The organism is Vibrio profundum, from assembly GCF_050337555.1.
GTDB lineage: Bacteria > Pseudomonadota > Gammaproteobacteria > Enterobacterales > Vibrionaceae > Vibrio > Vibrio profundum.
Map to the genome: position 1 here is coordinate 1 of NZ_JAKJTA010000030.1, position 26,364 is coordinate 26,364.

26 protein-coding genes and 8 pseudogenes are annotated in these 26,364 nt (G+C 42.7%); 9 read left to right on the forward strand and 25 right to left on the reverse strand.

The features are described from left to right. Nucleotides 1–164 (forward strand): annotated as a pseudogene (locus tag L4C34_RS19425) (IS5/IS1182 family transposase); the annotation flags it as partial. A gap of 681 nt (nucleotides 165–845) precedes the next feature. Here L4C34_RS19425 and L4C34_RS19430 read toward each other — a convergent pair. The 9 genes from L4C34_RS19430 to L4C34_RS19470 all read right to left on the reverse strand — a co-directional run bounded on the left by L4C34_RS19430 (nucleotide 846) and on the right by L4C34_RS19470 (nucleotide 8,716). After that, complete coding sequence (locus tag L4C34_RS19430; protein ID WP_428790971.1) at nucleotides 846–1,385, reverse strand: class I SAM-dependent methyltransferase; 540 nt, start codon at nucleotides 1,383–1,385, stop codon at nucleotides 846–848. A gap of 76 nt (nucleotides 1,386–1,461) precedes the next feature. Then, complete coding sequence (locus tag L4C34_RS19435; RefSeq protein ID WP_428790972.1) at nucleotides 1,462–2,931, reverse strand: FAD/NAD(P)-binding protein; 1,470 nt, start codon at nucleotides 2,929–2,931, stop codon at nucleotides 1,462–1,464. 102 nt (nucleotides 2,932–3,033) lie between these two features. Next, nucleotides 3,034–3,774 (reverse strand): siderophore ferric iron reductase, encoded by a 741-nt coding sequence (locus L4C34_RS19440; protein WP_428790973.1) that lies wholly within the window; start codon nucleotides 3,772–3,774, stop codon nucleotides 3,034–3,036. Nucleotides 3,775–3,786: 12 nt separating this feature from the next. Then, nucleotides 3,787–4,953, reverse strand: coding sequence for a tetratricopeptide repeat protein (locus L4C34_RS19445; RefSeq protein ID WP_428790974.1), 1,167 nt, complete (start codon nucleotides 4,951–4,953; stop codon nucleotides 3,787–3,789). Then, entirely contained in the window at nucleotides 4,950–5,618 is a 669-nt protein-coding gene (locus L4C34_RS19450; RefSeq protein WP_428790975.1) for an energy transducer TonB, read from the reverse strand. The genes L4C34_RS19445 and L4C34_RS19450 overlap by 4 nt, the downstream gene beginning before the upstream one ends. After that, nucleotides 5,618–6,022: an ExbD/TolR family protein gene (locus L4C34_RS19455; protein WP_428790976.1), complete on the reverse strand. Its 405-nt coding sequence runs from the start codon at nucleotides 6,020–6,022 to the stop codon at nucleotides 5,618–5,620. Before L4C34_RS19455 ends, L4C34_RS19450 begins: the two co-directional genes overlap by 1 nt. After that, nucleotides 6,019–6,582, reverse strand: coding sequence for a MotA/TolQ/ExbB proton channel family protein (locus L4C34_RS19460; protein WP_428790995.1), 564 nt, complete (start codon nucleotides 6,580–6,582; stop codon nucleotides 6,019–6,021). Before L4C34_RS19460 ends, L4C34_RS19455 begins: the two co-directional genes overlap by 4 nt. A gap of 2 nt (nucleotides 6,583–6,584) precedes the next feature. Continuing rightward, entirely contained in the window at nucleotides 6,585–7,940 is a 1,356-nt protein-coding gene (locus tag L4C34_RS19465; protein ID WP_428790996.1) for a MotA/TolQ/ExbB proton channel family protein, read from the reverse strand. Between the two features lie 2 nt (nucleotides 7,941–7,942). After that, nucleotides 7,943–8,716, reverse strand: coding sequence for a DUF3450 domain-containing protein (locus L4C34_RS19470; protein ID WP_428790977.1), 774 nt, complete (start codon nucleotides 8,714–8,716; stop codon nucleotides 7,943–7,945). Nucleotides 8,717–9,003: 287 nt separating this feature from the next. On the opposite strand from L4C34_RS19470, the gene L4C34_RS19475 reads away from it, so the two are divergent. Together L4C34_RS19475 and L4C34_RS19480 are read left to right on the forward strand one after the other, a co-directional pair. Further along, nucleotides 9,004–9,759: a substrate-binding periplasmic protein gene (locus tag L4C34_RS19475; RefSeq protein ID WP_428790978.1), complete on the forward strand. Its 756-nt coding sequence runs from the start codon at nucleotides 9,004–9,006 to the stop codon at nucleotides 9,757–9,759. A gap of 672 nt (nucleotides 9,760–10,431) precedes the next feature. Continuing rightward, entirely contained in the window at nucleotides 10,432–11,529 is a 1,098-nt protein-coding gene (locus L4C34_RS19480) for an extracellular catalytic domain type 2 short-chain-length polyhydroxyalkanoate depolymerase (protein ID WP_428790979.1), read from the forward strand. Nucleotides 11,530–11,867: 338 nt separating this feature from the next. Here the strand turns inward: L4C34_RS19480 and L4C34_RS19485 are convergent, their stop codons facing one another. Then, nucleotides 11,868–12,323: an ester cyclase gene (locus L4C34_RS19485; protein ID WP_428790980.1), complete on the reverse strand. Its 456-nt coding sequence runs from the start codon at nucleotides 12,321–12,323 to the stop codon at nucleotides 11,868–11,870. Nucleotides 12,324–12,579: 256 nt separating this feature from the next. Here L4C34_RS19485 and L4C34_RS19490 point away from each other — a divergent pair, with 256 nt between their 5' ends. Beyond that, the gene (locus L4C34_RS19490) at nucleotides 12,580–13,476 is read left to right on the forward strand and encodes a LysR family transcriptional regulator (protein ID WP_428790981.1); all 897 of its coding nucleotides are present in this window, start codon (nucleotides 12,580–12,582) and stop codon (nucleotides 13,474–13,476) included. A gap of 344 nt (nucleotides 13,477–13,820) precedes the next feature. Here the strand turns inward: L4C34_RS19490 and L4C34_RS19495 are convergent, their stop codons facing one another. The 4 genes from L4C34_RS19495 to L4C34_RS19510 all read right to left on the reverse strand — a co-directional run bounded on the left by L4C34_RS19495 (nucleotide 13,821) and on the right by L4C34_RS19510 (nucleotide 16,472). Next, nucleotides 13,821–14,228, reverse strand: coding sequence for a hypothetical protein (locus L4C34_RS19495; protein ID WP_428790982.1), 408 nt, complete (start codon nucleotides 14,226–14,228; stop codon nucleotides 13,821–13,823). A gap of 131 nt (nucleotides 14,229–14,359) precedes the next feature. After that, nucleotides 14,360–14,704 (reverse strand): hypothetical protein, encoded by a 345-nt coding sequence (locus tag L4C34_RS19500; protein WP_428790983.1) that lies wholly within the window; start codon nucleotides 14,702–14,704, stop codon nucleotides 14,360–14,362. A gap of 252 nt (nucleotides 14,705–14,956) precedes the next feature. Beyond that, nucleotides 14,957–15,682 carry a substrate-binding periplasmic protein gene (locus L4C34_RS19505; RefSeq protein WP_428790984.1) on the reverse strand — a complete coding sequence of 242 codons (726 nt, stop codon included), beginning with the start codon at nucleotides 15,680–15,682 and terminating at the stop codon, nucleotides 14,957–14,959. 412 nt (nucleotides 15,683–16,094) lie between these two features. Then, nucleotides 16,095–16,472, reverse strand: a complete 378-nt coding sequence (locus L4C34_RS19510; protein ID WP_428790985.1) for a hypothetical protein — start codon at nucleotides 16,470–16,472, stop codon at nucleotides 16,095–16,097. Nucleotides 16,473–16,792: 320 nt separating this feature from the next. Here L4C34_RS19510 and L4C34_RS19515 point away from each other — a divergent pair, with 320 nt between their 5' ends. Further along, nucleotides 16,793–16,978, forward strand: coding sequence for a hypothetical protein (locus L4C34_RS19515; protein WP_428790986.1), 186 nt, complete (start codon nucleotides 16,793–16,795; stop codon nucleotides 16,976–16,978). A 68-nt stretch (nucleotides 16,979–17,046) separates the two neighbouring features. Then, nucleotides 17,047–17,190 (forward strand): hypothetical protein, encoded by a 144-nt coding sequence (locus L4C34_RS19520; RefSeq protein ID WP_428790987.1) that lies wholly within the window; start codon nucleotides 17,047–17,049, stop codon nucleotides 17,188–17,190. 241 nt (nucleotides 17,191–17,431) lie between these two features. Here the strand turns inward: L4C34_RS19520 and L4C34_RS19525 are convergent, their stop codons facing one another. Further along, on the reverse strand, nucleotides 17,432–17,815 hold the full coding sequence (locus tag L4C34_RS19525) for a hypothetical protein (RefSeq protein WP_428790988.1): 384 nt from the start codon (nucleotides 17,813–17,815) through the stop codon (nucleotides 17,432–17,434). 462 nt (nucleotides 17,816–18,277) lie between these two features. Next, nucleotides 18,278–18,511, reverse strand: a pseudogene (locus tag L4C34_RS19530) (IS1-like element transposase); the annotation flags it as partial. Between the two features lie 159 nt (nucleotides 18,512–18,670). Here L4C34_RS19530 and L4C34_RS19535 point away from each other — a divergent pair. Both L4C34_RS19535 and L4C34_RS19540 read left to right on the forward strand, forming a co-directional pair. Next, a pseudogene (locus tag L4C34_RS19535) lies at nucleotides 18,671–18,995 on the forward strand (IS630 family transposase); the annotation flags it as partial. Nucleotides 18,996–19,141: 146 nt separating this feature from the next. Continuing rightward, nucleotides 19,142–19,942, forward strand: coding sequence for a substrate-binding periplasmic protein (locus L4C34_RS19540; RefSeq protein ID WP_428790989.1), 801 nt, complete (start codon nucleotides 19,142–19,144; stop codon nucleotides 19,940–19,942). 116 nt (nucleotides 19,943–20,058) lie between these two features. Here the strand turns inward: L4C34_RS19540 and L4C34_RS19545 are convergent. The 5 genes and pseudogenes from L4C34_RS19545 to L4C34_RS19565 all read right to left on the reverse strand — a co-directional run. Then, nucleotides 20,059–20,196, reverse strand: a pseudogene (locus L4C34_RS19545) (IS1 family transposase); the annotation flags it as partial. A 103-nt stretch (nucleotides 20,197–20,299) separates the two neighbouring features. Next, entirely contained in the window at nucleotides 20,300–20,518 is a 219-nt protein-coding gene (locus tag L4C34_RS19550) for a hypothetical protein (RefSeq protein WP_428790990.1), read from the reverse strand. Between the two features lie 170 nt (nucleotides 20,519–20,688). Continuing rightward, nucleotides 20,689–21,108 (reverse strand): hypothetical protein, encoded by a 420-nt coding sequence (locus L4C34_RS19555; protein WP_428790991.1) that lies wholly within the window; start codon nucleotides 21,106–21,108, stop codon nucleotides 20,689–20,691. A gap of 942 nt (nucleotides 21,109–22,050) precedes the next feature. Continuing rightward, nucleotides 22,051–22,263, reverse strand: coding sequence for a hypothetical protein (locus L4C34_RS19560; RefSeq protein ID WP_428790992.1), 213 nt, complete (start codon nucleotides 22,261–22,263; stop codon nucleotides 22,051–22,053). A 262-nt stretch (nucleotides 22,264–22,525) separates the two neighbouring features. Further along, the gene (locus tag L4C34_RS19565; protein WP_428790993.1) at nucleotides 22,526–23,374 is read right to left on the reverse strand and encodes a hypothetical protein; all 849 of its coding nucleotides are present in this window, start codon (nucleotides 23,372–23,374) and stop codon (nucleotides 22,526–22,528) included. A 143-nt stretch (nucleotides 23,375–23,517) separates the two neighbouring features. Here L4C34_RS19565 and L4C34_RS19570 point away from each other — a divergent pair. Next, a pseudogene (locus L4C34_RS19570) lies at nucleotides 23,518–24,586 on the forward strand (IS3 family transposase). A 53-nt stretch (nucleotides 24,587–24,639) separates the two neighbouring features. Here the strand turns inward: L4C34_RS19570 and L4C34_RS19575 are convergent. The 4 genes and pseudogenes from L4C34_RS19575 to L4C34_RS19590 form a co-directional block, all read right to left on the reverse strand. Next, a complete protein-coding gene (locus L4C34_RS19575; RefSeq protein WP_428790994.1) occupies nucleotides 24,640–25,092 on the reverse strand; it encodes a hypothetical protein in 453 nt (150 codons plus the stop codon). Nucleotides 25,093–25,242: 150 nt separating this feature from the next. After that, nucleotides 25,243–25,529, reverse strand: a pseudogene (locus tag L4C34_RS19580) (IS1-like element transposase); the annotation flags it as partial. A 78-nt stretch (nucleotides 25,530–25,607) separates the two neighbouring features. Beyond that, nucleotides 25,608–25,757 (reverse strand): annotated as a pseudogene (locus L4C34_RS19585) (IS1 family transposase); the annotation flags it as partial. A 362-nt stretch (nucleotides 25,758–26,119) separates the two neighbouring features. Continuing rightward, nucleotides 26,120–26,364: pseudogene (locus tag L4C34_RS19590) on the reverse strand (IS5/IS1182 family transposase); the annotation flags it as partial.

Consider the following 26,364-nt stretch of genomic DNA (forward strand, 5'->3'; position numbering starts at 1 on the left):
GTTACCATGACCGCTCCCTGTCTGAGACGGCCATGTCTCGATACAAAGGACTCACTAGCGGTCAATTGAGCTTAAGGCATTACAACGCTCAAGTCGGTGAGGCACTCGCTAATGTCAAAGCCATGAACAAAGTCATAGGACTAGGTATGCCTGTTAGACACTAACGGAAGCTAAGCGTAGGTAAGATCTGTCTTCAACCTGATTTGTTCAACAACGCCCTTCTCCAACCCAAAAATTTTTACATAGATATAACTTTAGCGCATAAAAAACACCCAAACATTTAAAGAATAAACGTTTAAAACTTATAAGAAGTAAGTAAGTATTCACCCTATTTATTACCTATTCCGTCATGAACTAAAGGCTTCCATTAAATTAAAAATAAACATGTGACGACAGAGTAAAATAATATAAATATATTATTAAATGAAATTTTTTAATTCAATAATATTCATACCATATGATTAGCCTTTGATGCATTAATAATATGGCATACTTAAAATAATCTACACATTAATTTATGGGGCATAATTCTAGCTGTAGATAGATTTTACAACCATAATCTTAATAGATAGCGAAAAACGTTAAGGCATACCACTTTCATAATGAGAAGGTTTTCTAACCTACTGAAAGTGGTCGATTAAAAGAACTCTTTCAAAATTCTAGGTATGTAGGTTATGTTGAGATCTAGGAAATAATCAATATTCTCTCTCGTATGAACTGCTGTGATGTGGCTCGGAGTCGGGCTTGTCTTTCAGGGACCGTTGAAAACTGGCTCCTGAATGTATACACCGCGTTGAATAAATAAACCCATAACCTTTTTAACTTAACAGCTAATTTTATGGCCATTATTTGAATACCACAACATCAAAATTATTAACCCTATGCGTAACTTCCAACCCTGAATCTTGCGCTGTGTAAGTTTTCACTGACATTGGCAGGTAGTCTGGGCGATAACCCGAACGATAGAACATCAATACGCCTTGATTTATCGTAAGCGAGCGAATGTAGCTTGGTTCAACATAGCTTATTGCACCAAACAAACTGAAAATAGAATCGTAGCACTCAGTTAAGGTGCAGCTTTCTACCGTGTCGTTGAGCAGCTTAACTCGGTTATCTGCATCCCGCAGTTTCTGGCTGAAGTTGTCGATCATTCCTTTAGACGGATCAACACCTGTGTAATGAGAAAAATGGGGAATGCACATGGAGTTGGTGAGCAATTCATACAGAAGCCCTGTCCCGCAGCCGATATCCAGCACTCGCCCTAAGTTTGAGGTAGTGTTAATGAGGCTGAGAACCTGTTGGTTTTCAATCAAGCAATCGGGAGTTTGGTAGCGGCTATCGTAATTTGGAGCAACGGAGTCGTAAATACTGATGGTCTCTGACATTAACTTCCTATCCTTTTGGTTGTCAGTAAATCGCGTACATGCGGTATATATTGTGAGTCTTCTAAGAAATCGTTCTTTAGTTGTGATTTATTTGCCGAGTAATTTCGCCGACCACTTTTGCAGCGTGGCCAGAGTAAAATGAGAAATCATGACGAATAAAATTCGCTCCATCCGTCACTATCCCAATAGCAAAGAGCTGGTTATTTACGGTACCTGTCGTTGATAAGGTTTGGCACCTTTCATTAATGGCTAGGCCATATTTTTTTGTCAGCAGTAGCTGCCCGTGAGAGCGGATATTTTTAGCCAACATCTGATGGTTGCTTGGTGAGTAATAGCCGGCGATCCCCGCGCAGTCGATCACGTAGTCGAACTCCTTTTCTGCGCAATCACGAAAGTGTGCGGTGTAGTGATTGCCGCTGAAAGTAAGGTTCCTGATCCGCTTAACTTGTTTTTCTTCCCCATTTAGAAACTGTCTGATTTTCAGCATATTGACTTCAGGAATGCCACAGATAAAACGCAGTAGGTAGCGTACTAAAGGGGATAGCTGAGCGCGATCTTGGTTTGATAATTCGGGCCAAACCGAATTAACACAATCATCAATATAAGGAGCAATGGGAGATAGGTTGTATTGGTCGTAGCTTTGATGCATTCTGCTACCACCGAGTTCTTCCACAGACAACTCATAGCAAGTTTGCAATTCAGTAATGGAAACAGAACACTGGTAGTAATCGCTTAATACCTCGTCGATAAACGCAATCAGTGAGTGTGCGTTTGCAGCATTGTTTTCGAAGAATTCACCACACTTGGCACTAATTTTCTGCCCGTATGGCTTATCTATTACTGCATGTTTTAGCGCTGGAAAATAACCATTGGTTGAGGCAACTTCTATATCGTAATTTTTATTTGAATCTCGGCTATCTTGCTCTCTAAGCAACAAGCAAGCATCTGCCATACTCAAGCTCGATCCTAGAATCAAAATCCTTGAATTATCAGGAATATCACCAATGCTTGCTGGCCGATACATGTTACGTACAACATGGTGAGAATAGTCAGGATAAGGGCTAAGGGGATAACCGCCGTGGGCGACAACAGTGTGGATCGCCGTCACTACCCCACCTTCGTGCATAATGCTGGTGTGCCCCTCTTTGGCTATAAAATGAGTGACAGGCTGGGAAATGATCGTGATTTCATAAGCATCACTGGCAATAAGACTGGCCATCTCACTCGTGATATATTCAGAGAACTGCCGACGACAAACAAATGCTCCTGCCTGTTCGCCCACTCCACGCTGCTGTAACCACAATTTAAAACTTTCTGGATGATCGGGAGAAATCCCCATCTCGTCGCGACGACTATTGAGTAACAGTTCATCGCTCGCAACGCTATAAGCATAACCAGAGCCGAGTTTGGCTGATGATTCAAACACCACAATAGTGTAATTGTCGCGGGATTTATTTTCGTCAAAAGTTGATTTTAATTGGTGTAATAAAGAAACGCTAACCGCGCCACAGCCAATAATGGCTAGATCGAAGCAAACTGAGGCCACTTGGGTACAATATCCTATATCGTAAAAATCCTTGGCGGCCAACGCTACTACATTTACTTCTCCTATTCAAAGCGTTATCAATAATACCAATACAAATAGAGACTAAGATCTCAAACGCGGGCAATCATCACACAAGCTGACACCACTGCATTTATATGCGAGACAACAACTGGTCCGAACCAACGTTAAGTTTCCAGTATTTGAATCACTGCGCAAATTATCCAATTGTTTTAAAGGCAATTCGCAAGCCTCTAGCCAAAGTTTGGCGTGTTGAAGGACACCCATTTCGTCACCTTTCTTACCGGTACTACAGGTTTCATTTATGATCGATTGGTATTTCACTATTTGCTGCAATATGGCATCTGCGAACAAGTGGCGAGTAAAACCGGGCCTAATACGTATCCATTGGTTCATCTGATCACGATACTGCGTGAACAACTGCGATAACGCCCGCCCTGCTTGCGTAATGAGCCACTCGGCCTCCCCCGTGAGCAGGGTTTCATTAGAAAAATAAAAACCTGACGTATAAGTGGGCTCGACGTGCTGGACAATGGTTCCGAGATCGGGCAAACCTCGGCACTGGTATACTGCAATAAAAGCCAAATAGATGGGTTGCCAACATAATAAATCCCAAGTTCGAGTTAAATAATACGCATTACCTGCCTCCGGTGAACACTGGCCTAACTCATAGAATAAATCAGAAACAACTTGGACGTTCTCGTTCGCGCCCGAAATCAATCGAGACTTCCCCATTGGATTGGCTCCACAGCGGTACCCTTTTAGATAAGGACTCAACTGCTCGGCAGACAGAAAAACCTGCTCAATAGAACAATCACTGCTCATGATCACCATCCGTTATTCATTGACCAAACCTGATAGGTATTTAATCCAGCTCTTTGCCTCCTCTGACGGAGACAAATGTTGAGCAAGTTTGGCCTGTTTTAACGCGTCGGCTAGTCGCTCAAGGTGGTAATAAGCTTGTGTTTTGGCCAGCGCAACTTTGGCTTTCTGCTTGGGTTGTTTTATTTTGTCTAGCGAATGCAACGCTTGTGTATAACGACCTTGCTGTAGCTGGATCTGAACCACATTCCAGCGATATATCGGGGCTTTTTCCGCAGCTAACGACCACGTAGAAATGGCTTTATCCCACTCTTTCGCCGCCTGCCAGTAGCTTGCTTGTTGGGCAATCAAGCTAGTTTTTTTCTTTACATCAGTCAATTCAGACATGGTTTGCGCCGCTCTCAGTGGAACCCCCACTCGAGCATATAGCTGCGCCAATAAATGATAATCCGACTGGCTTAACTTTACGCCTTGCAGTCTCGCCAACGCTAACGTATTTAATGCTGGCTTAAACAGCCTACGCTGCAATTGAATTGCGGTGAGTTGCCGCCACCAATCTACATTAGCGGGTTCAAGCGCGACCAACTGCTTTGCTGAAGCTTGGGCTCCTCGCCATTGCTTTAATTCTACCTGAGCGCCCAGCTTCAACGACAGATCAGGCAGGCTATTCGCTGGTTTATAAACGTGATACTGCTCGATAGCCGACAACACCTTATGCCACTGGCTCAATTGATAATTCGCCTGAGCAATTCTTAGCCACAATTCGGAGCCATTTTGACCATGCGGAATCTTCTGCGTGAGCGGGTAATAATAAGTCAGCGCCTTGGTAAATTGATGCTGCATGAGCAATAAATCGGCCAACATTTTAGCGGAAGTCCAAGCTTGTTGGTCGGTCAACACTTGACTGTCTACTGCTTTTTGCAACTGCTTAATGGCTTGGCGAGCGTTGTTGGCCTGCCAGTAATACACCCCTAGTGTGCGAGCGACATAAGCTCGATCATAGGCTTGATTAAGCTTAAGGTGCAGCAAGAGTTCGATAGCTTTACTGTACTGGCTCTTCTGCGCGTAGTGATTCGCTTGTTGCACACGATTAAGAGCATATTGGCTTAGCGATGCTTCATTTGCGTTCGCCAAGTACGGTACACAGCAGAGTAGAGCAATAAGAATTACACGTATTTTCATTTTGATAACTTAAAATCAATCCGTTGGGTGCGGCCTATTTGAACCACGGCTTTACCATCAACCAATTTGGGTTGATATTTCCATTTTCTCAGCGCTTGGATCGCATCACGATTAAACAGATATTTAGGCTTAGCTTCGATAACTTTAATGTCAGTCGGTCGCCCTTGTTCATCAATATTGAACTTGAGAACAATATGCCCTTGGATCTTGCGTTTCAACGCCATGGATGGGTAACGTGGCTCCACTCGGTAAAGCGGCATCGCTTGCTGATTCGAGCCAATAGAACTGCCCAAAGCGTTGCCCAAGGCTGGCGCATTGATGGCTATGCCGTCGATTGAACTGGATATTCCCGCTGTTATTCCAGCCGTTATTGGTGTGGTTGACGGTGCTAACTGATTTGCGCCTGCTGCCCCCCCTCCTACCATCGGAATTGAAGGGGTCATTGGTTGAGCAGCCGGCGGCGTTTGAGGTTGAGGCGGCTTAGGTAAGCTGCGCTGACGAGTTTCCACATGTGTGTCTTCTTCAATCATCACCAGATTAAATTGCACGGGAGTGCTCGCTTCAGGCCGCTTACTATGACCATCATCCACCATCCACGCCATAAAACTAAACAATGAGAAAGCCACCAGAGCTGCCAATGGCAGCGCGATAAGAAGCCGATTCATTAAGGCTTCTCCGCCGCCAGCGCGATTTGATTGATCCCCGCACCTTTTGCCGCATCCATCACTTGCACGACCGTACCATTATAGGCATGTTTATCAGCTTGAATTACCAACGAAGCGCTAGGTTGATCTAATACCATGCGCTCTAACGTCGCTTGTACACGTTCTGGATCTATCACTCGTTTATCGATATACACATCATTGGTCGCGGTGATAGCAACAAAAATACTGCTGCTTTTTTGGCTCGCGACATGGGATGCCGTCGGGCGATTTACTTCCACGCCAGACTCACGCACAAACGAGCTGGTCACAATAAAAAAGATCAGCATGATAAACACAATATCGAGCATTGAAGTCAAGTCGATATGCGCTTCATCAGTGTTAATATGACGTCGTCCTAATCTCATTGACGCCTCCTTAAAGATTTTTCTAGTTTCAATTCAGTTAACCGGCACTTTTTAGCTAAGCGAGCATGCACGAACATGCCTGCGAGCGCGGCCACCATGCCCGCCATTGTTGGCAAAGTCGCTAAAGAGATGCCCGATGCCATCAACTTAGGATCGCTGCTGCCTTGCGTAGCCATAATATCAAACACGGAAATCATCCCCGTTACTGTACCCAACAGCCCAAGCATCGGGCAAATAGACACCAACACTTTAATAATGTTGAGGTTCTGTTGCAGCTGAACATGAGCTTGGCCTAACCATCCGTCACGAATTGAGGTCGCATACCAAGAGCTATGGTCCTCACGTGCCAGCCATGCCGCACGCCAGTTTTCTCTTTGTTTGGGAAAGGTGAAAAATAAAAACAGGTAACGTTCAATCACCAGCAACCAGCAAATAAACACTAGCGCAGCGAGCCACCACAAGACTTGTCCACCTTGGTCCATAAACTGGCCAAGCGCCTCCAACCCATGGCTTGCTAGGCCATCGATATTGCTCAGCCAAGATGATAAAAACGAGCCCATCATCAAGCCACATTCCCTGCTACAACCGATTTATCTAGTTCAGCTTGCTGAGCAACAATGCCAATGCCTTGTTTTTCCAAAATACTGCGAATGCTTTCTGCTTGGGTGCTAAGGATGTTGTGCGCCAGCAAAATCGGAATAGCAGAAACTAGGCCTAGAACCGTTGTCACCAATGCCATAGAAATCCCCCCAGCCATCACTTTTGGATCGCCATTTCCGAACTGAGTGATCATTTGGAACGTTTCTATCATGCCCGTCACTGTACCCAACAACCCCAACATAGGCGCGATAGCAGCAAACAATTTCAACATGGATAGGCCTTTTTCTAGATGGGTTTGTTCATCTACAATGGCTTCAAGTAATCTAAGCTCTAGCGCTTCCACGGAGCGATTTGGCTCTTGCTGATAGACCGAAATAACGCGCCCGAGTGGGTTATCCGTTGGAGTTTCCGGTGAAGAAAGTTGCTGGCGAATTTGGCGGTGAATACGAAATAAGGAAATTCCGCGAACAAACGCAATAATTAGCCCAACAATCAGGATGACAATAATCACTTCACCAATCACACCACCTTGCGCCAAACGTTGGCCAAAGGTCGGTTCCTCGGCGAGTTGCGCTAAAATACTGCCGCGCGAGGGGTCTAGAACAACACTTTGCACTTTGCCCTGAATAAGCAGGTTTAATGACGATAAATCGGGCCCGCCTTCTGGCTGACGAGGGTAAAGACTCGCCTCATGGGTTTTATCATTCCAGCGTAAGTAACCATCACGGTTCACAAGTCCTAAGGCACCTAGTCTCAAAGCTGGCTCCGCTTTTACCACGCCACTACCTTGCACATACGGAACATTCACCTGCGCAAGTTCCCCGCCAGCCTTAATTTGCTCGCTGAAGCTATGCCACAGTCCCGTCAGTTGACCAATCGAGGGTAACGTTTTCGCAGCAACAATTTGATCGACCACTGCTGAGTAGCGATTAGCATCGACACCCGTCACTGAATGATGCAATTCGGTTTGCAGCTCTTTGGCATTTTGCCTCACCACACCAAACAGCTCACCTAAGCTCGCTGATTGAGCTCTAAGCTTGTCTTCCAACTTCGCTAAATGCACTTCATTTTGGCCAAATTTAGCGGTCAGTTTATCGGTTTGTGACTGGATTTTAGCTTTCTGCTTCTCAAGCTCAGCGCGAATGTTCATCAGCTCTCGTTTCGTTTTATTAAACGATGCTTGGCGAGCACTATCGATACCACTTTGCTGAGATTGCTCTTGTTTCGCTTTTGAGACCAAATCAGTTTGCGCATTGGCACTCAAAGGCACCAACCCAACCATCAACAACGCAAATGATAGCGAACGAATTAACCTCATCTTCATTTTTGTTCTCCCTTCACAACATCTAGAGAAACAGGCAAGTTCAACAAGCTTGGAGTCGCTTGCTTAGTCGCGACTAGGTAAGCCTGATTTAAATCATCGTATGTGGAAGAGTCGGCACTTAACCACGCACTTTTAGCGTCACTCCATTGCCAATATTTTGAGTGATCAGGGTTTCTAGCAATTAACGACACTCTACCAAGGTGTAATATTTCAGCTTCAATCGCCTCACCACTGGGTAGAATTATTTTCGCTTGATAGGTCTGCAGCTTAATCCCATAGGCCAACTCTATTTGATAAGCTTCCATGATTTGGCGATACTTTTCAGCATCACTAATGTCAGCTTGGGTCATCATAGTGCGCAGCTTTTCGATTCGTTGCTGACGCCGCTTCAACTGTATTGGCTTACCCGTTCGAATCGATGCATTCAACCCATCAATCATTTGATACATCAACGGCACTAGACCTTGGCGAGTTGTATTTATCTCTGAAATTTGCTGATCAAGACTGCCCGCCTCTTGATTTTGGCTTGCAATCACCGCACTCAAGTGATCCCTGTATATCGTGAGATTACTAATTTCTTGCTTTAACTGCGCAATATCTGATCTCAACTTTATTGAGGCATCAGAATTTTGGTCGATATTACGCTGGCTATGCGCAGATTGAGTATTCGTTTGGTTCTGTATCGCCTGAGCTGAGTTCAAGTCGGCCGCATAGGCATTAGAAAGTGTGAGGGAACAGAAAAATATCACACTAGGCTTGTAGAATTTCATAGTCGTAGTCAATTACTCTGGGGAAGAACGTCCTCTGAAGATGCACAAAGGTTAATGATAAAAGCTCTCATTATCAAGTAGAACATAGCGTATTGATGAAAAACAATTTTATACCCCACTCCATTGTCATCGCCCTCTTCATTACAGACTACCGTTACAAACTGCGATTACAGAATGCCATCACAGTACATTAAGCAATGGCTCAAAAATGGTAAAAGCCCACTCCGGATACTAATATTCTTATCAATGTGGACAAAACCAAGATCGTTAGTTTAGAGGCAAAATAAATGAAACTGTTAGTTATTGTGCTTATTGGTATCATGTATTCAGGGCTCAGCAATGCCGCGGATAAAGTGTTTAAAGCCGATTATCGCAGCCGACCACCACAAATGGTCATCGGTGATGGCAGTGCATTTACTGGGCCACTAAAAGATATTTTAGAAGAGGCCAGCACTAAAATTGGGTACAGCATTAAATGGAGAAAAGCCCCATTTAAGCGTAGTTTAGAGGGCGTTAAAGATGGCTCAGTCGACATTGTGCCTAGATACCGAAAAAACCCTGAACGTGAAGTCTTTACCAACTACCTTGGTCCACTGGGTTACCAAGAACGTCCAGTCCGTTTTGTCGTGATCAAGGAGCGTAAAGACCTCATCAAATCTTATGAGGATTTACACAAATACAGAGTTGGCATCAAACGCGGCGCAAGCTATTTTAAAAAGTTCACTAACGACACAAAGATTAAAAAAATCGATACGGTTGATGACGAGCAAATCGTCCGTATGTTGAAAGGAAAACGCTTCGATACTGCAATCATCATAGATTTAGGTGCTTTCGAGCATGCGGCTAAAAAAGAAGGTTTCTCTGATTGGGTGTACGCACCCTATCAATTCGTCCGACGTTTACCCAATTACTACGGCATGTCGAAGAAGTCGCCCCATGCAAAAGACTATGAAGCGCTCAATAATATCATTAAAGAAATGGCAGCTTCAGGACGTGTGAAAGAGATCTATATGAAATATAACGTGAAGCCGCCAGTTCAGTGATATTCGACTAGCGCATTTTTTCGTTTAAGGATTGTTGGAGAGAAATGCTGGCGTACACAGAACTATTTACAGGGTTCGTCTATTGTCCATTGATTTTAGTATGCAGCCACTCTAAGGCTTCCTCTTCGTCATGAAAATATCGCACCACCAATCCGTTGTGAGTGCTTTCAACATACTGGCTAACCGCCATTTTTTGTACTTGGTTATTCAGTAAAGCGCCTGCCAGCGTAAATTAAGTTTAGTAAACTCTAATACACTATTGTTAAAGTATTCCATCACATCTGGAGGGCAAAGCTCCCACTCCCTCATATCGTTGAGCGCCACTCAATCATTACCAGCGAAGTTCGCTTTCACGATATCGAGGAATTGCCCCACAATTTTCTCCGCTCCTTCAATATTACACTGCCCATACATCCTACCTATGATGATTCTGTCTTAAAGGTAAGATGGATCGAACTCAGTCGTGCATGATGAGGGATGTTTACTAACCATCATAATCAACCTCGACAATAAGGCTCTTAATTATATCCCAAAAATTATGAATGGATGACTTTACCTCGAACCTAATGCGCAACCACCTTTGTAACAATTGCCACTCCCTCCGATACCAATATCGCATAACGCTCTATAACAATGTGTTACCTTGTTTTAAACTCACTAGGAGGTAGTATTTTGAAAAGATTGATGATTTATCTTTTCCTGTCTTTGGCTTCAATTAATGCGCTAGCGGAGGAAGTAATAAACCTTCCAGCGCTTGGCGCTCTCTCAAACCAAACTTCAATCTCAGGTCTATCTTCTGGGGCGTTTATGGCGACTCAATTTGATGTCGCCTATTCCAAAAGCGTTGTCGGGGTTGGGGTCGTGGCGGGTGGGCCTTGGGGGTGTGCTTCAAGCCACTCAGCAATACTTGAACTCCCTTTATTGACTGCGACCACGACCTGTATGACTGGGGAGCCAGGGGGCTTTCCCAATGCTCGTTATTTAGTCAGCGCTGCAAAGTTGGCATCAGCTGAAGGTTATATCGACAACCTAGACAATTTAAAAAATGACCGTGTATACATATTCTCTGGTACGGAAGACACGGTCGTTAAAACGGGTGTGACGGATTCTACGTTCGATTTTTATGATGAACTGGTCTCAAACCCTCAACAGATTTTTTACGATAAATCGGTCCCTGCTGGGCATGCTTTTATCACGAATAACCCAGCCGATAATGATTGTAGTGCCAATGCGTCTCCAAATATCAACTACTGCAACCTGCAACAAGCTTTTGAGATATTCGAGCATATATATGGGCCTCAGAACCCACCGTCACCAACCGACTCTTCACTGCTCAAACATTTATATAAGTTTGATCAAAAGGAATTTATCCCAAAAAACAGGACAGGGAACATTCTCCTAAATACATTTGGTATGGAAGATTCTGGATACGTCTACATCCCTGAAATTTGTGAAGAATATAGTGACGAATGCAAAGTACACGTTGCTCTACATGGCTGTGGGCAAGGAACCAGCAGACTGGGCAAGCAATATATTATCGACACTGGTTATATGGAAGCGGCGGACACAAACAAAACTATTGTTCTATTCCCGCAAGTGAAATCCATACCGGGGATAAACCCTAAAGGGTGCTGGGATTTCTGGGGATATACAACAGGTACGCTTCTGGACCCTTACTCATATGGGGCCGAATACGCCCACAAGAATGCGCCTCAGATGTTCGCGATTAAAGGTATGATTGATCGTTTAACTAGTCCTAGATCGGGTTGATCAGAAATCTTCGGTTTTTGCTATTTATTGGCTTCTCTATGGGGGAACTTTCTCTGATTAGGTAAATGCCCTATCAATTCGTCTGGCATTTACCCAATTACTTCAGCATGTCAAAAAGTCTCTCCATACAAAAGACTATGAAGCGCTCAATCATGTCATTAAAGAAATGACGGCTTCAAGTCGCATGAAAGCGATCTATATGAAATATAACGTGAAGCCGCCAGTTCAGTGATATTCAACTAATGAATCTTTACTCCATAGCAACTGGTGTAGAAATAGTTTGTAGTAGGGATAGCCGCGGGCTCCAATGCAAACTCCACCTAAGGCTTTGTAAATCGTTACTCCGTTTTTTCTTGGTGAGACTCAGTTAAATGCAAGCCAAGTTGTGTAGCCATATGTAATTCGTCTCGCTCAACAATTTCTTCGACAACCTTACTTTCAGCGTTAAATCTAAAGTACGTCAAGCTAGTCCAAGTGACATTTTGCCCATTAACATCAAAGCCTTTCCACACATTCGAGTTGCTCGCCTTATGTGTCAGCGCCACAACAACCTGATTGTTGTCTTCGACTATCTTTTGGAAACTGGTGGTTACGTGCTCGTAACGTTCAGTAACGCACGCTTTAAGCTTTGCTTCAAACTCCACAAGCCCTTGTAAAGGCTGATCGCAGTCAGGACGATGTATTACGGTATTTTCTGCAAAGAACTCTCCCACTCTGGATGTCTGTTTTTCATCGACACAAAACTGAAAGTAATCCATCACTACTTGAACATTCTTACTAACTTCTGCTCTCATTTTATATACTCCGAGTATTATTAAATTCGGCGATGACGCCAAAGCAATTGCAAGCTGGAAACCAGAATCTGATAGCACCAACCTCAACGCAAGCAAGCAAGCAAGCAAGCAAGCAAGCAAGCATTAATGCTAAGGGTTTATGTGTACCCAAATGCAACACTTGAAAAGAGTAGCTAGTTTATTCTGTTTACATGTATTGAATAGCCCCTCAATCGTCGATAGTCTGTGTACTATATGTTTACAGTGAGTACCTATTATGACCTCCCTATCCTTGATGAGATCATTTATTTCCACCATTGAAGAAGGCAGTTTTACCGCTGCAGCACGCCAGCTCAATGTGTCAAAATCTTTGGTAAGTCGGCATGTGAGGGAGTTAGAAGCCGACTTAAACGCACGTCTGATGAACCGCTCAACGAAAGCACTATCGCTAACCGATGCTGGCAGGCTCTATTATGAAGAAGCACGTCTGCTACTAGAAAAATTGGATGATCTCAACAGCTCGATGCGGGCAGGCAGCAACAGTATATCCGGGGCACTCAATATATTGGCGCCCAACGGACTGACCGAAATATTGCTGATGCCATTTATCTGTCAATTCAATCAAGCTCACCCACAACTGCAGATAAACCTGCGCCTAAATGACAATATCAACGATCTCGCTAGTGAAGGCTACGACGTGGCGATTCGCTCAGGCAGCCTGATTGATAAAGATTTGGGGTTAATCGCTCAGAATATTTCGCGCACTCAGAACATCATTTGTACTTCCCCTCGCTACTTAGCAACGAAATCACCCCCCACCGAACCAAGTGATCTAGCCCACCACCTTCTCATCCAAGATGTGAACCTAACCAAAGACAATACATGGGTATTTTCTAACGACGAGGAACAACAAAGCGTCACCATTGAGCCATCAATAACGGTCAACAGTATACAAGCAGTAAAGCAAATCCTACATCGGGGCCACGGCATCGCGATGATACCAAGGGAGTTAGCAAGAGATGAACTCGAGAAAGGCGAATTCGTTTCACTACTAACTGACTACCAACTACCCCATAGAAAAATATACGCACTTTACCCCGCTCGAAAGCACACGCCAAAGAAAGTGAAAGTATTTATTGATGAGCTCAAGAAGTATTTTAGTTGTAGCGTATGAGTTACCCTATTGTCGGAGAGCATTAGAATGTGATCGGAAATCATCCTTGATTGGCTTTGTATTCAGCTCTTTATCAGAAAAGTTTGAGCAGTTTCTAGCTCATTGCTGGACAATAGCTATTTAGAATTCTATATATCTTTAGTTTATTTCGAATTAGGTGAAGTACTGCAAATCTGAACAACGTACGCTAATAGTTATCCGACCTTTATGATTTTCTTGAACAATAGACATTTGTCGGCAGAGGGGGGAAACACTGTTATATACTTTCAAACGGCTTCCGAGGGGAAGAAAGTACATTTTCACCAATGACTACTTAGAAATCACTGTAGAGGACGCTATTTGTCTTATTGGCATTGAGCTTTGGCGAGTGCATCTATGCAAGCTTGGTAGGCTTCGTTATAATCGTAGTGATATTGTAAAATATCTTGATTATCAATCCCTTTCTTAGTAATTGCAGTGTGCACCTTCACTGAGTATACAACGGAGAACAAGACGCAGTTATGGTCATTCATCCAATTAATTCCTTCGTTACCGGCGTCCCAAGCATCCAATGCTGCCAACTCCCAATCTCTAGCATCATTTAACATGGCCCAAGGAACTGCATCACCTTTTTTTGAGGAAAATAGAAGACTTTGCATTTCATCAAAAAAAGCTTGGGTCCCTTCTCTATTAAAAGATCCAGTCACTTTAGTGTGTAATATTCTGTTCTCAAAATACATGGTCCAAATACCATGGATATTACGTTGTGTCATTGCTCTGGTTCATCGTTCATCGTTCATCGTTCATCGTTTATAGTTATCTCCACACAGTATAGTCGACGCTATAGACCATATAGGCCGACGGGATGACTAGCCTTGTTGGCGCTGAGCCTCGGAGAGCTTGTCTAAGCAGGCTTGGTAGGCTTCATCATAGTCGTAGCAAAAAAACAAATGGATTCTTCATTAAATTCATTTGCTGCAGCAAACTCTTGTAGTTTGGTAGAAACAACTATGGCATAAAGAGCACATCGATGCTCTTGTGACCATGTTATAAGCTCATCATTTCCCTTCTTGGAATCGAGAGACGTCAATTCCCAGTCACGCCCGTCGATTAATACTGTCCAAGGTAGTTCACAACCTCCTAGTGAAGACAAAATATGTTTTTTTAAATCTTCTAGCCATTTAGCAGCTGCTTCATTATTAGTTGAGCCTCTTACCTCAGAGAGCAGCATCCGATTTTCAAAACGCATAGTCCAATCACCATGGATATTTCGATGTACCATCGTTCAACCTCGCTTTCTGGAATGGAGTCTTGATTTAGTATAGGTGAGGTAGGCTTTACCACAACAATCCGTTGTGTGACTTAAGTTTAGACATTGAGTTTAGACATTGAGTTTAGTGGATGCAGGCACCGATGAAGGTGAGTAATGGTAGAAGTTTAGGATATCTTACAAATTACTTTTATGGTTCTTCTTCGATTTCATGAGCTTGAACATTCAGAGTCAATCGATATACTTCGAGATAATTCTCTCTATCGTACCATCTTGCTTTAATTGCTTAATCGCCTCCGTTATCTTTCCTATTGCTTCTTGATCATGAAATTTCCCCGAAATCTGTAATTCAGATTGTTTACTACTGATTATATATGGATTCCCGAAGTCATTGCGTGAGAAGTTAAGTTTCTTCATCGAAGAATATACAGCAATATTCACACCTATAAGCGCATCCAGCCTACCTGCATGAAGCATCTTTACGCCCTGTTCAAAATCTCTAACGTTAAACAACTCTATGTTTTTTAAGTTTTCATTTTTAATAAGATTAGAATCTCGAACTGTTCCAACAACTTTTCCTGAAAGATCACCCAACCTTCTAATATTATTACCTTTCCTTCCCATTACAAATATTTCAAAAGAAAAAATAGGTTCCAACCGGATAGTTTCTCCTTCTAGGATTTTATTATATAAGAGTATCGACATTTCAGTTTTGCCAGATTTTAATTCACTGACAACACGACGATAGGGTTTAATCGCATTCACATATTTAAGGTTGGCTTTTTCCGCTATAGCATTTGAGATTTCATAGTAAAAACCCTTATTTTTACCATTCTCTTTATAGCCGGCGGGAAACAACTCAATGGTAGCAATACGAAGGTTATCACTCTCTGAACGAAGGGAGGGGCTGCATAAAATAGCCGTCACTGCGAGCATGATACTTAAGGAAGACCGCATATTCCCCAACCCCAGAAAAAGTAACAATCCTTAAATTTTAGCACTTCACAGCGTTGTTTCCTAAAAGTATAACTGCACAGCTTTGGCACTAAAACTTGGAATAATCGACTGCTCTCTGTTCTAGTGAGAATGTCAAACTAGCCACTAGAACGATAGAACACACTTAATAATAAATTTATTAGTGAGCGGCTCTTTTAGGCTGTAACGCGACTTACTATAACAACGCAGATTACGGTCAAGCTGGAAGGAGCATTTGGGTCAATGTTTCGGATTAGTTCAATTGGACTCAAGCCAACTCAGCGCCTTTCCATCATATTGTTGATCTAGTTGACTTTGGGGAAAGAGATACAAAAATTCAGTTCCGTAGGATGAGTTTACTTGTTATGTTTTTTTTGATCTTTGGCGAGCTTATCTAGGCAGGCTTGGTAAGCTTCGTCGTAATCGAAAAAGTAATGCAATATATCAGAGCTTTTAAACCATTTATCCGCAGCAAACTTTTGCATGTTGTTCGAAAAATAAAGGCGTAAAAGATACAGTTATGCTCTGACATCCAAGTAAGCATCTCATTGTACTTTTCCCACGCTTCGAGTGAACCAGTAGTCCAATGACGGCAATCATTAAGTACAACCCAAGGGATCGCATCCGCTCCTAAAGATGAGAATAAAAGCTCTTGCATTTGCTCCATCCAAAGTTGACCTGCCTCAGTGTTCGTTGCACCTGTGACTTGGGTTTTTAATATTCTATCGTCAAAGCTTATTGTCCACTTACCATGGACGTTTCGTTGCGCCATTGCTTGTTGCCCAAGTAGTGAGAGTCTAAGACAGTATAGCCAACGCAGGATTAACCATAACAATTGGCTGTGCGATTCAGTCTGCCAATACTTTAGCCCCACGCTTCGGATTACTTCAAACTGGCTAAATTTAGCTAAGCTTCTTTTCATCACCATGATTAACTAGGCAGTATTGGGGCAACAATGTTCGTATGTTCCTCACCTCAGTAAGTCTCAATCTTGTTTTCAGAAGGTATGATTTATTTCAACGAACGAGAAGCAACCTCTATTAAACATTCTTCTATACTCAAGCTACAGTTAGGAGAGAAAAAGTAAAAGCTATGAATAACACAAATCGTCACGGCTCCTACGATATCCTTTGTGAAGAAAAAGTTATCTATGTGTGCTCCTATGGTTCATGGAACAACGAATGTTTTCTTGATCTGTTTGCAGATATATTGAAAAAAGCAGACACTTTTCAAGGACAGCCTTGGGGATTTGTGGTAATGCGGCCGACTGGCTATTAGCACCACCAGACACACTGGCTCTGTGGCCTGGATTCCAACAAAAAATGATCCAAGCTGGGCTCTCCTGCATGGCTACTGTTGTCGACAAAAATCAGTTAAAAAAACATCTCGTAAACGAAGCCGTTGAAAGCGACATTCCAACACGCATGTTTAGTGACCCCAAAGAAGCTATTGATTGGTGTCAAACGACGCTTCAACTAGACCACGAATAGCTCGCTAGCTGACAAATTATCATGTGTTCGAAGGAGCATCCAATTACCGCTGATATGACTTTTGTAGAACTATCCAACCTATCAGGTCAACTTTTGCCCCGACCTTTTAGGATTAGTGTTTTAGTACTAAATTTCGCATTACTTCAAATTTATCAAATCTAGCCTCGTTCCTTTTCGCTTCATCGCAAAGCCAAACAGGAGTGGGGCAGAAATTGCTGTACAGGGAACGACACGAGAAGGACTACTTGTGATGAGGACTCTGAGCCGCTGCGAGTTTGTCTAAACAAGCTTGGTAAGCTTCGTCATAGTCAAAATAGAATTGTACTAAGGTGTGATTGCTTATTTGCTTAGACATCGAAAACTGTTGCAGTTTTTTAGAGAGTACAATGGCACAAAGCAGGCAATTATTTTTAGACATCCACACGACACTCTTGCTGTTATTTTCCATCGCATCAGGTGATGCAGTCCCCCAATTACGGCCATCAAAAAGAGTTACCCAAGGCTCTGTACCGCCATGAATTGGCTTTTGAATAGTCTGTCGCATATCTTTAAACCAAGCTTTAGCTGCCTCATCATTACTTGCTCCAATCACTTCGGAGTAGAATATGCGGTTTTCAAAACTCATGGTCCATTCGCCGTGGATGTTCCGTTGCACCATTGTTTACCTGAATGTGAATTTAAACCCTTGTCACACAAGTATAGATAACATTCGAAGTCTTGACATGATGTCGAATTACTTCTGATTGGGATAAATCCACCCACATCTTCAGGCTTCTGAGACAAACGTAAATGCGTATGGGGCAAGAAATCGATGTCGGTTTTAGGCTCGTGGGGTTAGTCGTTGCCTTGATATTGAGCTTCTGCTTCATAAAGAGCATAAACAAGCTTGATACGCTTCATCGTAATCGAAAAATATATGGAGAGTCGTTTTCTGCCCGTTAAGCCCTTCCTTGGTAGTAAATTGTTGAAGTTTTTTTGAATAGGCTGCAGCCATAAAAACACAGCCATGAATAGATAACAAATCAATTAATTTGTTGGTGGTTTCCCAAAAGTCCTGAGGTGGGGTTGGATCTTTCTAGGGTGCAAAAACGGTGTTGTAGCCCACTTTCAGTGGCGTATCTCGTAGCCCCGTGCTATTCATGGCCATGTCGGCAACCTTTTCCTTAACGCCCGGTTTACAGGCTTCATAAGTGTAATCGAGGAGAAAACTTCGTATACATTCTAAACAACGATATCGCTGTATGCTCCTTTGGTTTCTTCTATGCTGCACGACAGGAGCAATCTGAGAACCAAAACGGCATTTCACTTCAACATTAGCCATAATTAAATCCATATAAAAAAGGGAGTTCACACAATAAATCAATCACTTGGAGTGTAACTAAATAGAATTATCCATTACACTTAGTGTAAATTGAAGTTAATTGACTTGCAGTACGGTAGTGATCTTCTATTTTTTAAGAAGCGGATCATGATAAGCACCATGAAAATGACTTTAACCGACAAGAAAAAGAAAGAACTTGAATATACGCACGAGAGTACTCGTGACAACCGAGTTCGTGGCCATATAAAGCGGTTCTTCTCGCTCAGAAGGCTGGAGTCGTTCGATGATTTTTCAAACGTTACGTATTTATGAAGCAACGGTACTTCGTCATCTTAAAGATTTCGAGCAATCGAAAAAGCTGAAGCCTGAAAATAATGGGTTAAATATCCCTCTTTCTGTCGCTCAAGCAATGGTGCTTATTGAGCACCTTTCCACGCATCTCTACTACCATACCCATCAGATTATTGCTTACGTAAAGGCAGAGCTTGAGTCAACAATAAAGCAACTTCTTACTGATGTATTACCTAATGTCGTCAATTCTATCGTATCCCGAATTAATAATCATTTTCAGGCCCTTAATCCTGCATCTTCAAGTTTTACGGGTATAGCCTATTTAGGAAGTCATAGTGTATGTATAAATGTAAAAACATAATAATATTTACGTTAACATTGTTAATGACCATAAGAATAAGTCATGCTGAAAATAAGACAAAGATTTTAAAAATAGGTTATCAGGATAATGCCGGGTTTCCACTTGTAATGGGAACTGGCCCTAAGATAGGAAGCCCCCCGGGGGTTGGTGTTGATATTATAAATCAGGTAGCCAAAGACCTTAATATAAAGATTCATATAAGAAGGTTACCAAATAAAAGGGTTCATCTTTATTTACAGGATGGAGAATTTGACGGGTCAGGGTTCTATTCTTTCCATAAAGATCGCCAGAATGAAGGTGTTTACCCTATGAAGGACGGAAAGGTTGATACCACTAAGCGAGTTTTTGTTCTGAGTTATCATATGTACGTACCACAAGGAAGCTCAGTTATCTGGGATGGTAAAAAGATAACGGGAGCAAAAAGTGTGGGAGCAAATATGGGATACTCAGTTGTCAAAGATCTCAAAAGAATGGGAATTCATGTTAATGAAGTAAAATCAGTAAAACAAAACCTAGATATGCTTCAAGCAGGCAGAATAGGTGCATATGCAGCTCAGGATGGTACGATTGATCAGATTATCAAATCGTATCCAGAATATGGGAATATTATGAAAGTTGGGCCACCAATTAAGACAAAAGAATACTATTTCATGTTCAGCCATCAGTATTATAAAGAAAATAGAAAGATGGCACACAAAATATGGGACCAAATAGAAAAAGTACGTAAATCAGTAATAGAAAAATATAGAAGAATCGACTTAAAACCTAAGCTTGAATAAGCTAATATGTTCAATGTGTAGAGGGAAACTATTTACGCAACCAAAATTTAGGCTTGAGTTACAGAAGAACACCACAGATAGAAGCAGTAAGTGGGTCGTGACGCCAACCCGTTGAGTTAGGTGTAATACTCTCGTTCAATAGAGGTCCCGATGACCTTATTATGCATCGTTTCTGATTTGGAAAAACAGATCTTTATTCGCTCTAATCGCTTCAGTCGTGTTCGTAAGGTCAAGTTGGTGCGCTCAATTCTCTTTGCCCGCTTAATCCTTTGGTGGTGGCAAAAATCCGCATCTGATTAGAGAAAATAAGTGAGCACATAACGCAATGATGAGAGGATATCTAATCGACAAGGTTATTCATACCTTCCCAAGCATCTTCGGCTGCCATTCCCACTCTCGACAATCATTTAGTAGTGCCCAAGGTTTATTACCATTTTTAGCCTTATCAAGGTGTGCATTAATATCTGAAAGCCAAGCGGCTGACAGTTCGTTGTTAGTCGCTCCAGTCACTTTAGAATACAGAGCCTGGTTTTCAAAACTCATTGTATAGGTGCCATGGATGTTGCGTTGTGTCATCGTTTGTCACCAAATGGGATAAGGAGCCTAGCTTCATTATAGCTAACGAAAGAATGACTACAGAAAGTGAGGAACGGGCCGCTTGTCAGCATATATTGATCAGATTCCTACAACTGCTCCTGTTAAGCTAAACAGCATAGGAGCATCTACGGCTAGGTGGAAGTTGGCAATTACTTGTCGTGCAGCTTCTGAGCCTCAGCTAGCTTATCGAGGCAAGTTTGATACGCTTCGTCATAGTCGAAGAAAATAACATGGTGAGATGTATTTTTTGCATCAAGACCCGTTTTGGCTGAATACTCTTGAATTTTATTAGAGTACACCACTGCCAGAAAACAACAGTCATTCTCTTTCGTCCAGGTGATAATAACGTTATTACTATCCCATTGCTCTTGTGGACTCGTTTCCCAATTTCGAGAGTCTATCAACAAAACCCAAGGTGTACACGTTCCGGAAGAAGTGGAAACCAGCTTTTTCATCTCTTCGAACCAAGCCAATGCCGCCTCGGTATTGGTAGGTCCTGTAACTTCAGAGTGCAGGAATCGGTTTTCAAAACTCATGGTCCACTCACCATGAATATTACGCTGTGTCATAGTGTTTCACAAAGTGTTAGGGAATACCTAAACAGAGTATAGCTAACGACTGGTTGACTATAACAACAGAAGAACAGGTTAACTTTCTGGAGCGCTTTTTTACAATGATTCGGATTACTTCAAGTTGGTAAAACTCGGCCCAGTTCCTTCTCATCATCTTGTAGAGCTATATGACTTTGGGGCAGACTCAAGCTAACCGCGGTTAGAAAAGTTTCGATCTTTATTGGCTGAGTTCTACACTTTATTGTCCGGTTTCAATCTTTGATGTGAGGTGACAACTTTGTCTATAACAATGGTGACCATTCGGATGGGAAGTATGGAAAATTTGCTATCGTCTATTCGGATGGCGTGTATGTACAAGATGAAGACTTTTGTTTGGAGAAAGTGACACCAGCAGAGGCAGCGAGCACTTTAGTTAGTGAAGAAGATAAACTCGTAGCGGCGAGCATTATCCAAAGTTTGCTAGACAACGCTACGCAGGGGTGATTCTCGTATTGTTCTAACTCTTAGTTTCTGCAAGGTAGCAACTGATATTCATGTAAGTCGTATTATTAATCATGTTGGTAGCTCGTGATAGCATAACCACATGATTAATAATGCGAATTACATATTTTATGGTAAATTACAATTATGTTTAATTACCTTGAGGTGGGCTGGTTTTTTATGTTTACACATGGTTATACGAGCTTTGTTGTCATTGTCTAGTGTACTGAATTTAATATAAGCATTAAAGTGCGTACTTAATTGATTTATAACAGTATTATTTAATTTTAATGTACTTTTTTTGTTTTGTTAGAAACCAATATCATAAGTTTTGAATAAAAGTATTCATTTCGATAGATTGAATGTTCAGACATTGCTCGCCGTTTTTATTACCTGTCATCGTCAATCCTAATCGTTAGGCACATTACCCTGCTAGCCACTTCAGGCTGTAAATGAGAGTTATGAAATACTTGAAAACCTTAATTCATTACCTTCGCACTCTCGCATATTTGCAACGATGGAAACTATTTTATCGTTGCAAATTTCAGATGCTTTTTCCTCAGCAAGCGCCAATATTTGGTCCATTGCTAACTCAGCAAGCAGCGCTTTATCGTCAGTGAGCCCATCTTCCCATCTGCCCATTACATACTCTGCTGCGTATTCAAAGTGCATGTTTATATCCTCAGTTTAAATTTTGGTTTCAGTGCCAGCCTTAGCTTTTGCATTATACGTCCCGAATCGGGACGGTGCGGCAGCTCACACCCACCCGTTTGGATAATGTGGCTTCGATGACAGTGAAATGCGGCAAGGTATTGCTTTGGCATGAAATCTTTTGCAATCGTTAGCGCGTAGAGGCTGAATAGCTGATGCTATACCTTGTATCTATCAGCCTCTAAGTTCATTGAATGACTATCGCTGGTGCTTTAACGCCAGTCTAACCAGCAGGGTTTGCATTAATGGCACGCTCTATCTTCGCCATTGAGTCACCGAAGTCCTTCGAACCAATGTTCATGGCTTTCATGACACCTTGATTTGCAGCTTCAATGAACGATCGCGCAGGCTTGCTCTTGAGGAAGTCGATGTATTTACTGAGGGAACTGTCGCTCAATTTAGCGTACGTGAATAAGCTGTGTGCCTGAGTGTCCTGTTTAAAGCTGCCTTTTGCTTGTTCTAGTCTTAGATCCTTGTATGCATTAAAGAGTTTCTTCGATTTCTCATCGTATGTGTGCTGACTGATAGCATTTGCTGTCCATGTTTCGGTCATAACAAGATCGGCTATTTCCACTGTCATGTCGGTGGCGTGTGTAAGCTGGTCGAATTGTTCCAGCAACTGAATACGTTCTGGACTCGCTTCTGCCATCAATTGCTTGTACTGACTCTTCGTTTTTTGGGGAGCATAGCCTCGTGTGGCTTCGTAGTGCGTCACTTCCTTACCAAACGGCGATTGATACCAAGCGGCCAGTTGACGGTAATCAGAGTCAGACAGGACTGCTTGCACTGATTGAGTGACGTTTTTCATAAAGACGGAAGGACCAAAGTCTATTTCGGCCTTTGATGCTAATTGCTCAGTGCCCTTTTCCGTTAGCAAAGCGTTGATGTATCTATTTCGTTTAAGAGATGCGGCCATCGCGTCTCCTATCTGAGATAAATCCTGATCGGCAGCAGAATAGTGCAGTAGGTTGCTAGCTTGCGTGTTTGAAATGTCCGCATAAGAAAGTTGAGAAACAGAGAGTGCAACAATGGCAAGGAGCGGTTTGATAAGTTGTTTTTTTAGCAGTGACAATTTGAATTCCTATTTCGGTTGTATTGTTTATTGAGTTAGTGTTTTGTGCTGCGTTCGATGCAGAAGTCTTATGGTAATCCCCCCGAAAAATAACCGCATGAAAAAGTAGAATTTTCTCGTATGATTAATGCAGGAGGTTCACGATGAAAACATCACGATATACAGACAGTCAGATCTTATCAATTTTAAAACAAGCGGAAGCTGGAGTTCCCGTCCGTGAGCTTTGTCGCGAGCACGGTATGAGCTCTGCCACGTTTTACAAATGGCGAACGAAATACGGTGGAATGGACGCGTCGTTAATGACTCGGATGAAGGAGTTGGAAGAAGAAAACCGACGACTCAAAAAAATGTACGCGGAAGAGCGCCTAAAAGCCGAAGTCATCCAAGACGCCATGACAAAAAAGTGGTGAAGCCCTGTGAGCGCCGAACCGTCGCTCAGCATTCAGTGGCCACTCATGAAATTAGTATTCGACAAGCGTGCCGGTGGTTTAGAGTCAGTGAAACCTGCTATCGATATCAACCGCAGCGGCAACCTGAAAATGAACAGATCGCCCGTTTACTGCTAGACCTCACAAAGCAAGAATCCGATTGGGGTTTCGGGCTTTGTTTTGATTACCTGCGCAATGTGCAGGGGCATCCATGGAACCACAAACGCGTCTACCGTATTTATTGTGAACTGTCTTTAAATCTGCGCATTCGCCCAAGAAGACGGTTGCATCGTCAGGTACCGGAGCCTCTAAAAAATCCTCTCAAATCGAATCAGGTATGGTCAATTGATTTCATGCACGACCAGCTCTTAGACGGCAGAAAGTATCGTTTGTTGAATATCATTGATGATTTTAAACGTGAAGGCCTCGCGATTGAAGCGACTTTTCATTACCGACACAAAGAGTCATTCGAACATTAGATAATTTGATTGAACAACGTAAGAGGCCGATGGCCATTCGTTGTGACAACGGGCCGGAATTTATCAGTGGTGATTTTATTCAGTGGGCTAAAGATAACTCGATCCGCATCGATTACATTCAACCCGGAAACCCTCAACAAAATGCTTACGTCGAGCGATTTAATCGGACGGTGCGTTTTAGCTGGGTCAGTAAATACTTGTTTGATTCTCTCGATGAAGTACAGGATATGGCCACTAAGTGGCTTTGGTTCTACAATCATGAAAGGCCTCACAAAGCCAATAATGGGAGGCCTCCTTTACACTAAACAACAAACGTTCTACTCGACGGTGCAGTTATTAAAGGGAGGATTACCTTATCTCAAAAAATGTTGGAGTTCTGCATCCGCTTTAATTTTCTTTTTGCTTTCATCAAGTTCAAACCATGGCGGACGATTAATCCGCCAGCGATGGTGAAAGCAAGGAACGGGATAGAAGCAAGCCAAGTATGGATAGAGATTAAAGACGTGAAACCGGCGGTAATAGCCAATATGCCGGTCAATATAGATATCCCTACCCCGCCGTTGTCATTGTAACTACCATTCGACAGGTTTTTGTATGCGAATGATTTGACCACCCCATTTTTTAATTTACCTGCGACCACAAGCTCGTCACCGATATCTATCAAAGGGATATTTCGAGACTTTATACGGACAGCAGAGCCATCCAGTTTCAACAGTACGACCTGAAAGGTTCCCGCTTGTCCATTCTCACTATGACCGTTTACCTGTATAGAGTTTTTGATGCCTGTAACCTTACCGCGCTTTATCAGCATGACGCCTCCTCGATAGAGCGATTACCGCTGTGTGGAATACAGAGAATTCTATCCAGCTCCCGCGTATGCGTCTAATTTAGTGGGTGAACGCTTTTAGCGGTGGGCAACACAGTTAAGAGCTTTTGGCCTGTTTAAGCCAGACTCCATCAACGGAATCGTGGTTACTTGCTTCGGTTGGAGTTTTTTAAAGTGCGTAAAACGGTATCGTAACCGACCTTTAGAACTCTACCGGTATCCCTTAATCCCGCCCCATTCATCGCCATATCAATGATTTTTTCTTTAACGTCGGGCTTCCACTCTTCGTATTAATAAACCAGTTGGAAGGTACGTTTACACTCGAGGCAACGGTAACGCTGTTGCCCAGTTGTACCTGTACCGTGTTTTCGCACAGGGTGAGTCTGCGAACAGAATCGGCAAGGTACTTCAATGGTAGCCATGGTCACATTCCTAAACGTGGAATCATACCATATATCAACGTATTGGAGTCATGACCGGTAAATGGGTCATGACTCCAATCAGTTGACTTGGGTGTAATACTCTCGCTCGATAAAGGTCCCGATGACCTTATCATGTGTCGTTTCTAATTTGGAAAAACAGATCGCTTTCCGAGATAATCGTTTCAATTGTCTCCGTAAAGTCAAGTTGGTGCGTTCAATTCTCTGTGTACCTGTCGGTGGGCATTAAAGTTTGAAACTTTTCTACTTCCCAAGCTCGTTTCTATCGTGGCTAACAGAGGCCAAATGTGACAATAAAGATCGAAACTTAGACTTGAACAACGTGGCTTTCCAAAGAAAGTGTGACAAAGTTCGAGACTCACTGTTGGACAGAACCTGTTTACGATCTGCGTTCCAAGTAAGTGACTTCGGATTAGTAGAAATATGGCAAAGTGGATATTGCCTCCATGTGGTTTGAAATTCCATTAGTAAAGTGTCCGGATCTATTCGACCAGAACAATAGGACTAGGTATGCCTGTGGCGTTGTTGAACAAATCAGGTTGAAGACAGATCTTACCTACGCTTAGCTTCCGTTAGTGTCTAACAGGCATACCTAGTCCTATGACTTTGTTCATGGCTTTGACATTAGCGAGTGCCTCACCGACTTGAGCGTTGTAATGCCTTAAGCTCAATTGACCGCTAGTGAGTCCTTTGTATCGAGACATGGCCGTCTCAGACAGGGAGCGGTCATGGTAACCAGAGTCGATTTTCCATTGGGTTAACGTGTCATTTTTTAACGCTTTAACTGCTTCGTTTCTTGGGTGCCCATCATCCCAAA

What these genes read in the sequence shown, in the direction of transcription:
- L4C34_RS19430 (WP_428790971.1), bottom strand. Translation starts at nt 1,385, where the DNA reads ATGTCAGAGACCATCAGTATTTACGACTCCGTTGCTCCAAATTACGAT.
- L4C34_RS19440 (WP_428790973.1), bottom strand. Translation starts at nt 3,774, where the DNA reads ATGAGCAGTGATTGTTCTATTGAGCAGGTTTTTCTGTCTGCCGAGCAG.
- L4C34_RS19445 (WP_428790974.1), bottom strand. Translation starts at nt 4,953, where the DNA reads ATGAAAATACGTGTAATTCTTATTGCTCTACTCTGCTGTGTACCGTAC.
- L4C34_RS19450 (WP_428790975.1), bottom strand. Translation starts at nt 5,618, where the DNA reads ATGAATCGGCTTCTTATCGCGCTGCCATTGGCAGCTCTGGTGGCTTTC.
- L4C34_RS19455 (WP_428790976.1), bottom strand. Translation starts at nt 6,022, where the DNA reads ATGAGATTAGGACGACGTCATATTAACACTGATGAAGCGCATATCGAC.
- L4C34_RS19460 (WP_428790995.1), bottom strand. Translation starts at nt 6,582, where the DNA reads ATGGGCTCGTTTTTATCATCTTGGCTGAGCAATATCGATGGCCTAGCA.
- L4C34_RS19465 (WP_428790996.1), bottom strand. Translation starts at nt 7,940, where the DNA reads ATGAGGTTAATTCGTTCGCTATCATTTGCGTTGTTGATGGTTGGGTTG.
- L4C34_RS19470 (WP_428790977.1), bottom strand. Translation starts at nt 8,716, where the DNA reads ATGAAATTCTACAAGCCTAGTGTGATATTTTTCTGTTCCCTCACACTT.
- L4C34_RS19475 (WP_428790978.1), top strand. Translation starts at nt 9,004, where the DNA reads ATGAAACTGTTAGTTATTGTGCTTATTGGTATCATGTATTCAGGGCTC.
- L4C34_RS19485 (WP_428790980.1), bottom strand. Translation starts at nt 12,323, where the DNA reads ATGAGAGCAGAAGTTAGTAAGAATGTTCAAGTAGTGATGGATTACTTT.
- L4C34_RS19490 (WP_428790981.1), top strand. Translation starts at nt 12,580, where the DNA reads ATGACCTCCCTATCCTTGATGAGATCATTTATTTCCACCATTGAAGAA.
- L4C34_RS19495 (WP_428790982.1), bottom strand. Translation starts at nt 14,228, where the DNA reads ATGACACAACGTAATATCCATGGTATTTGGACCATGTATTTTGAGAAC.
- L4C34_RS19500 (WP_428790983.1), bottom strand. Translation starts at nt 14,704, where the DNA reads ATGCGTTTTGAAAATCGGATGCTGCTCTCTGAGGTAAGAGGCTCAACT.
- L4C34_RS19505 (WP_428790984.1), bottom strand. Translation starts at nt 15,682, where the DNA reads ATGCGGTCTTCCTTAAGTATCATGCTCGCAGTGACGGCTATTTTATGC.
- L4C34_RS19510 (WP_428790985.1), bottom strand. Translation starts at nt 16,472, where the DNA reads ATGGCGCAACGAAACGTCCATGGTAAGTGGACAATAAGCTTTGACGAT.
- L4C34_RS19515 (WP_428790986.1), top strand. Translation starts at nt 16,793, where the DNA reads ATGAATAACACAAATCGTCACGGCTCCTACGATATCCTTTGTGAAGAA.
- L4C34_RS19520 (WP_428790987.1), top strand. Translation starts at nt 17,047, where the DNA reads ATGGCTACTGTTGTCGACAAAAATCAGTTAAAAAAACATCTCGTAAAC.
- L4C34_RS19525 (WP_428790988.1), bottom strand. Translation starts at nt 17,815, where the DNA reads ATGAGTTTTGAAAACCGCATATTCTACTCCGAAGTGATTGGAGCAAGT.
- L4C34_RS19540 (WP_428790989.1), top strand. Translation starts at nt 19,142, where the DNA reads ATGTATAAATGTAAAAACATAATAATATTTACGTTAACATTGTTAATG.
- L4C34_RS19550 (WP_428790990.1), bottom strand. Translation starts at nt 20,518, where the DNA reads ATGACACAACGCAACATCCATGGCACCTATACAATGAGTTTTGAAAAC.
- L4C34_RS19555 (WP_428790991.1), bottom strand. Translation starts at nt 21,108, where the DNA reads ATGACACAGCGTAATATTCATGGTGAGTGGACCATGAGTTTTGAAAAC.
- L4C34_RS19560 (WP_428790992.1), bottom strand. Translation starts at nt 22,263, where the DNA reads ATGCACTTTGAATACGCAGCAGAGTATGTAATGGGCAGATGGGAAGAT.
- L4C34_RS19575 (WP_428790994.1), bottom strand. Translation starts at nt 25,092, where the DNA reads ATGCTGATAAAGCGCGGTAAGGTTACAGGCATCAAAAACTCTATACAG.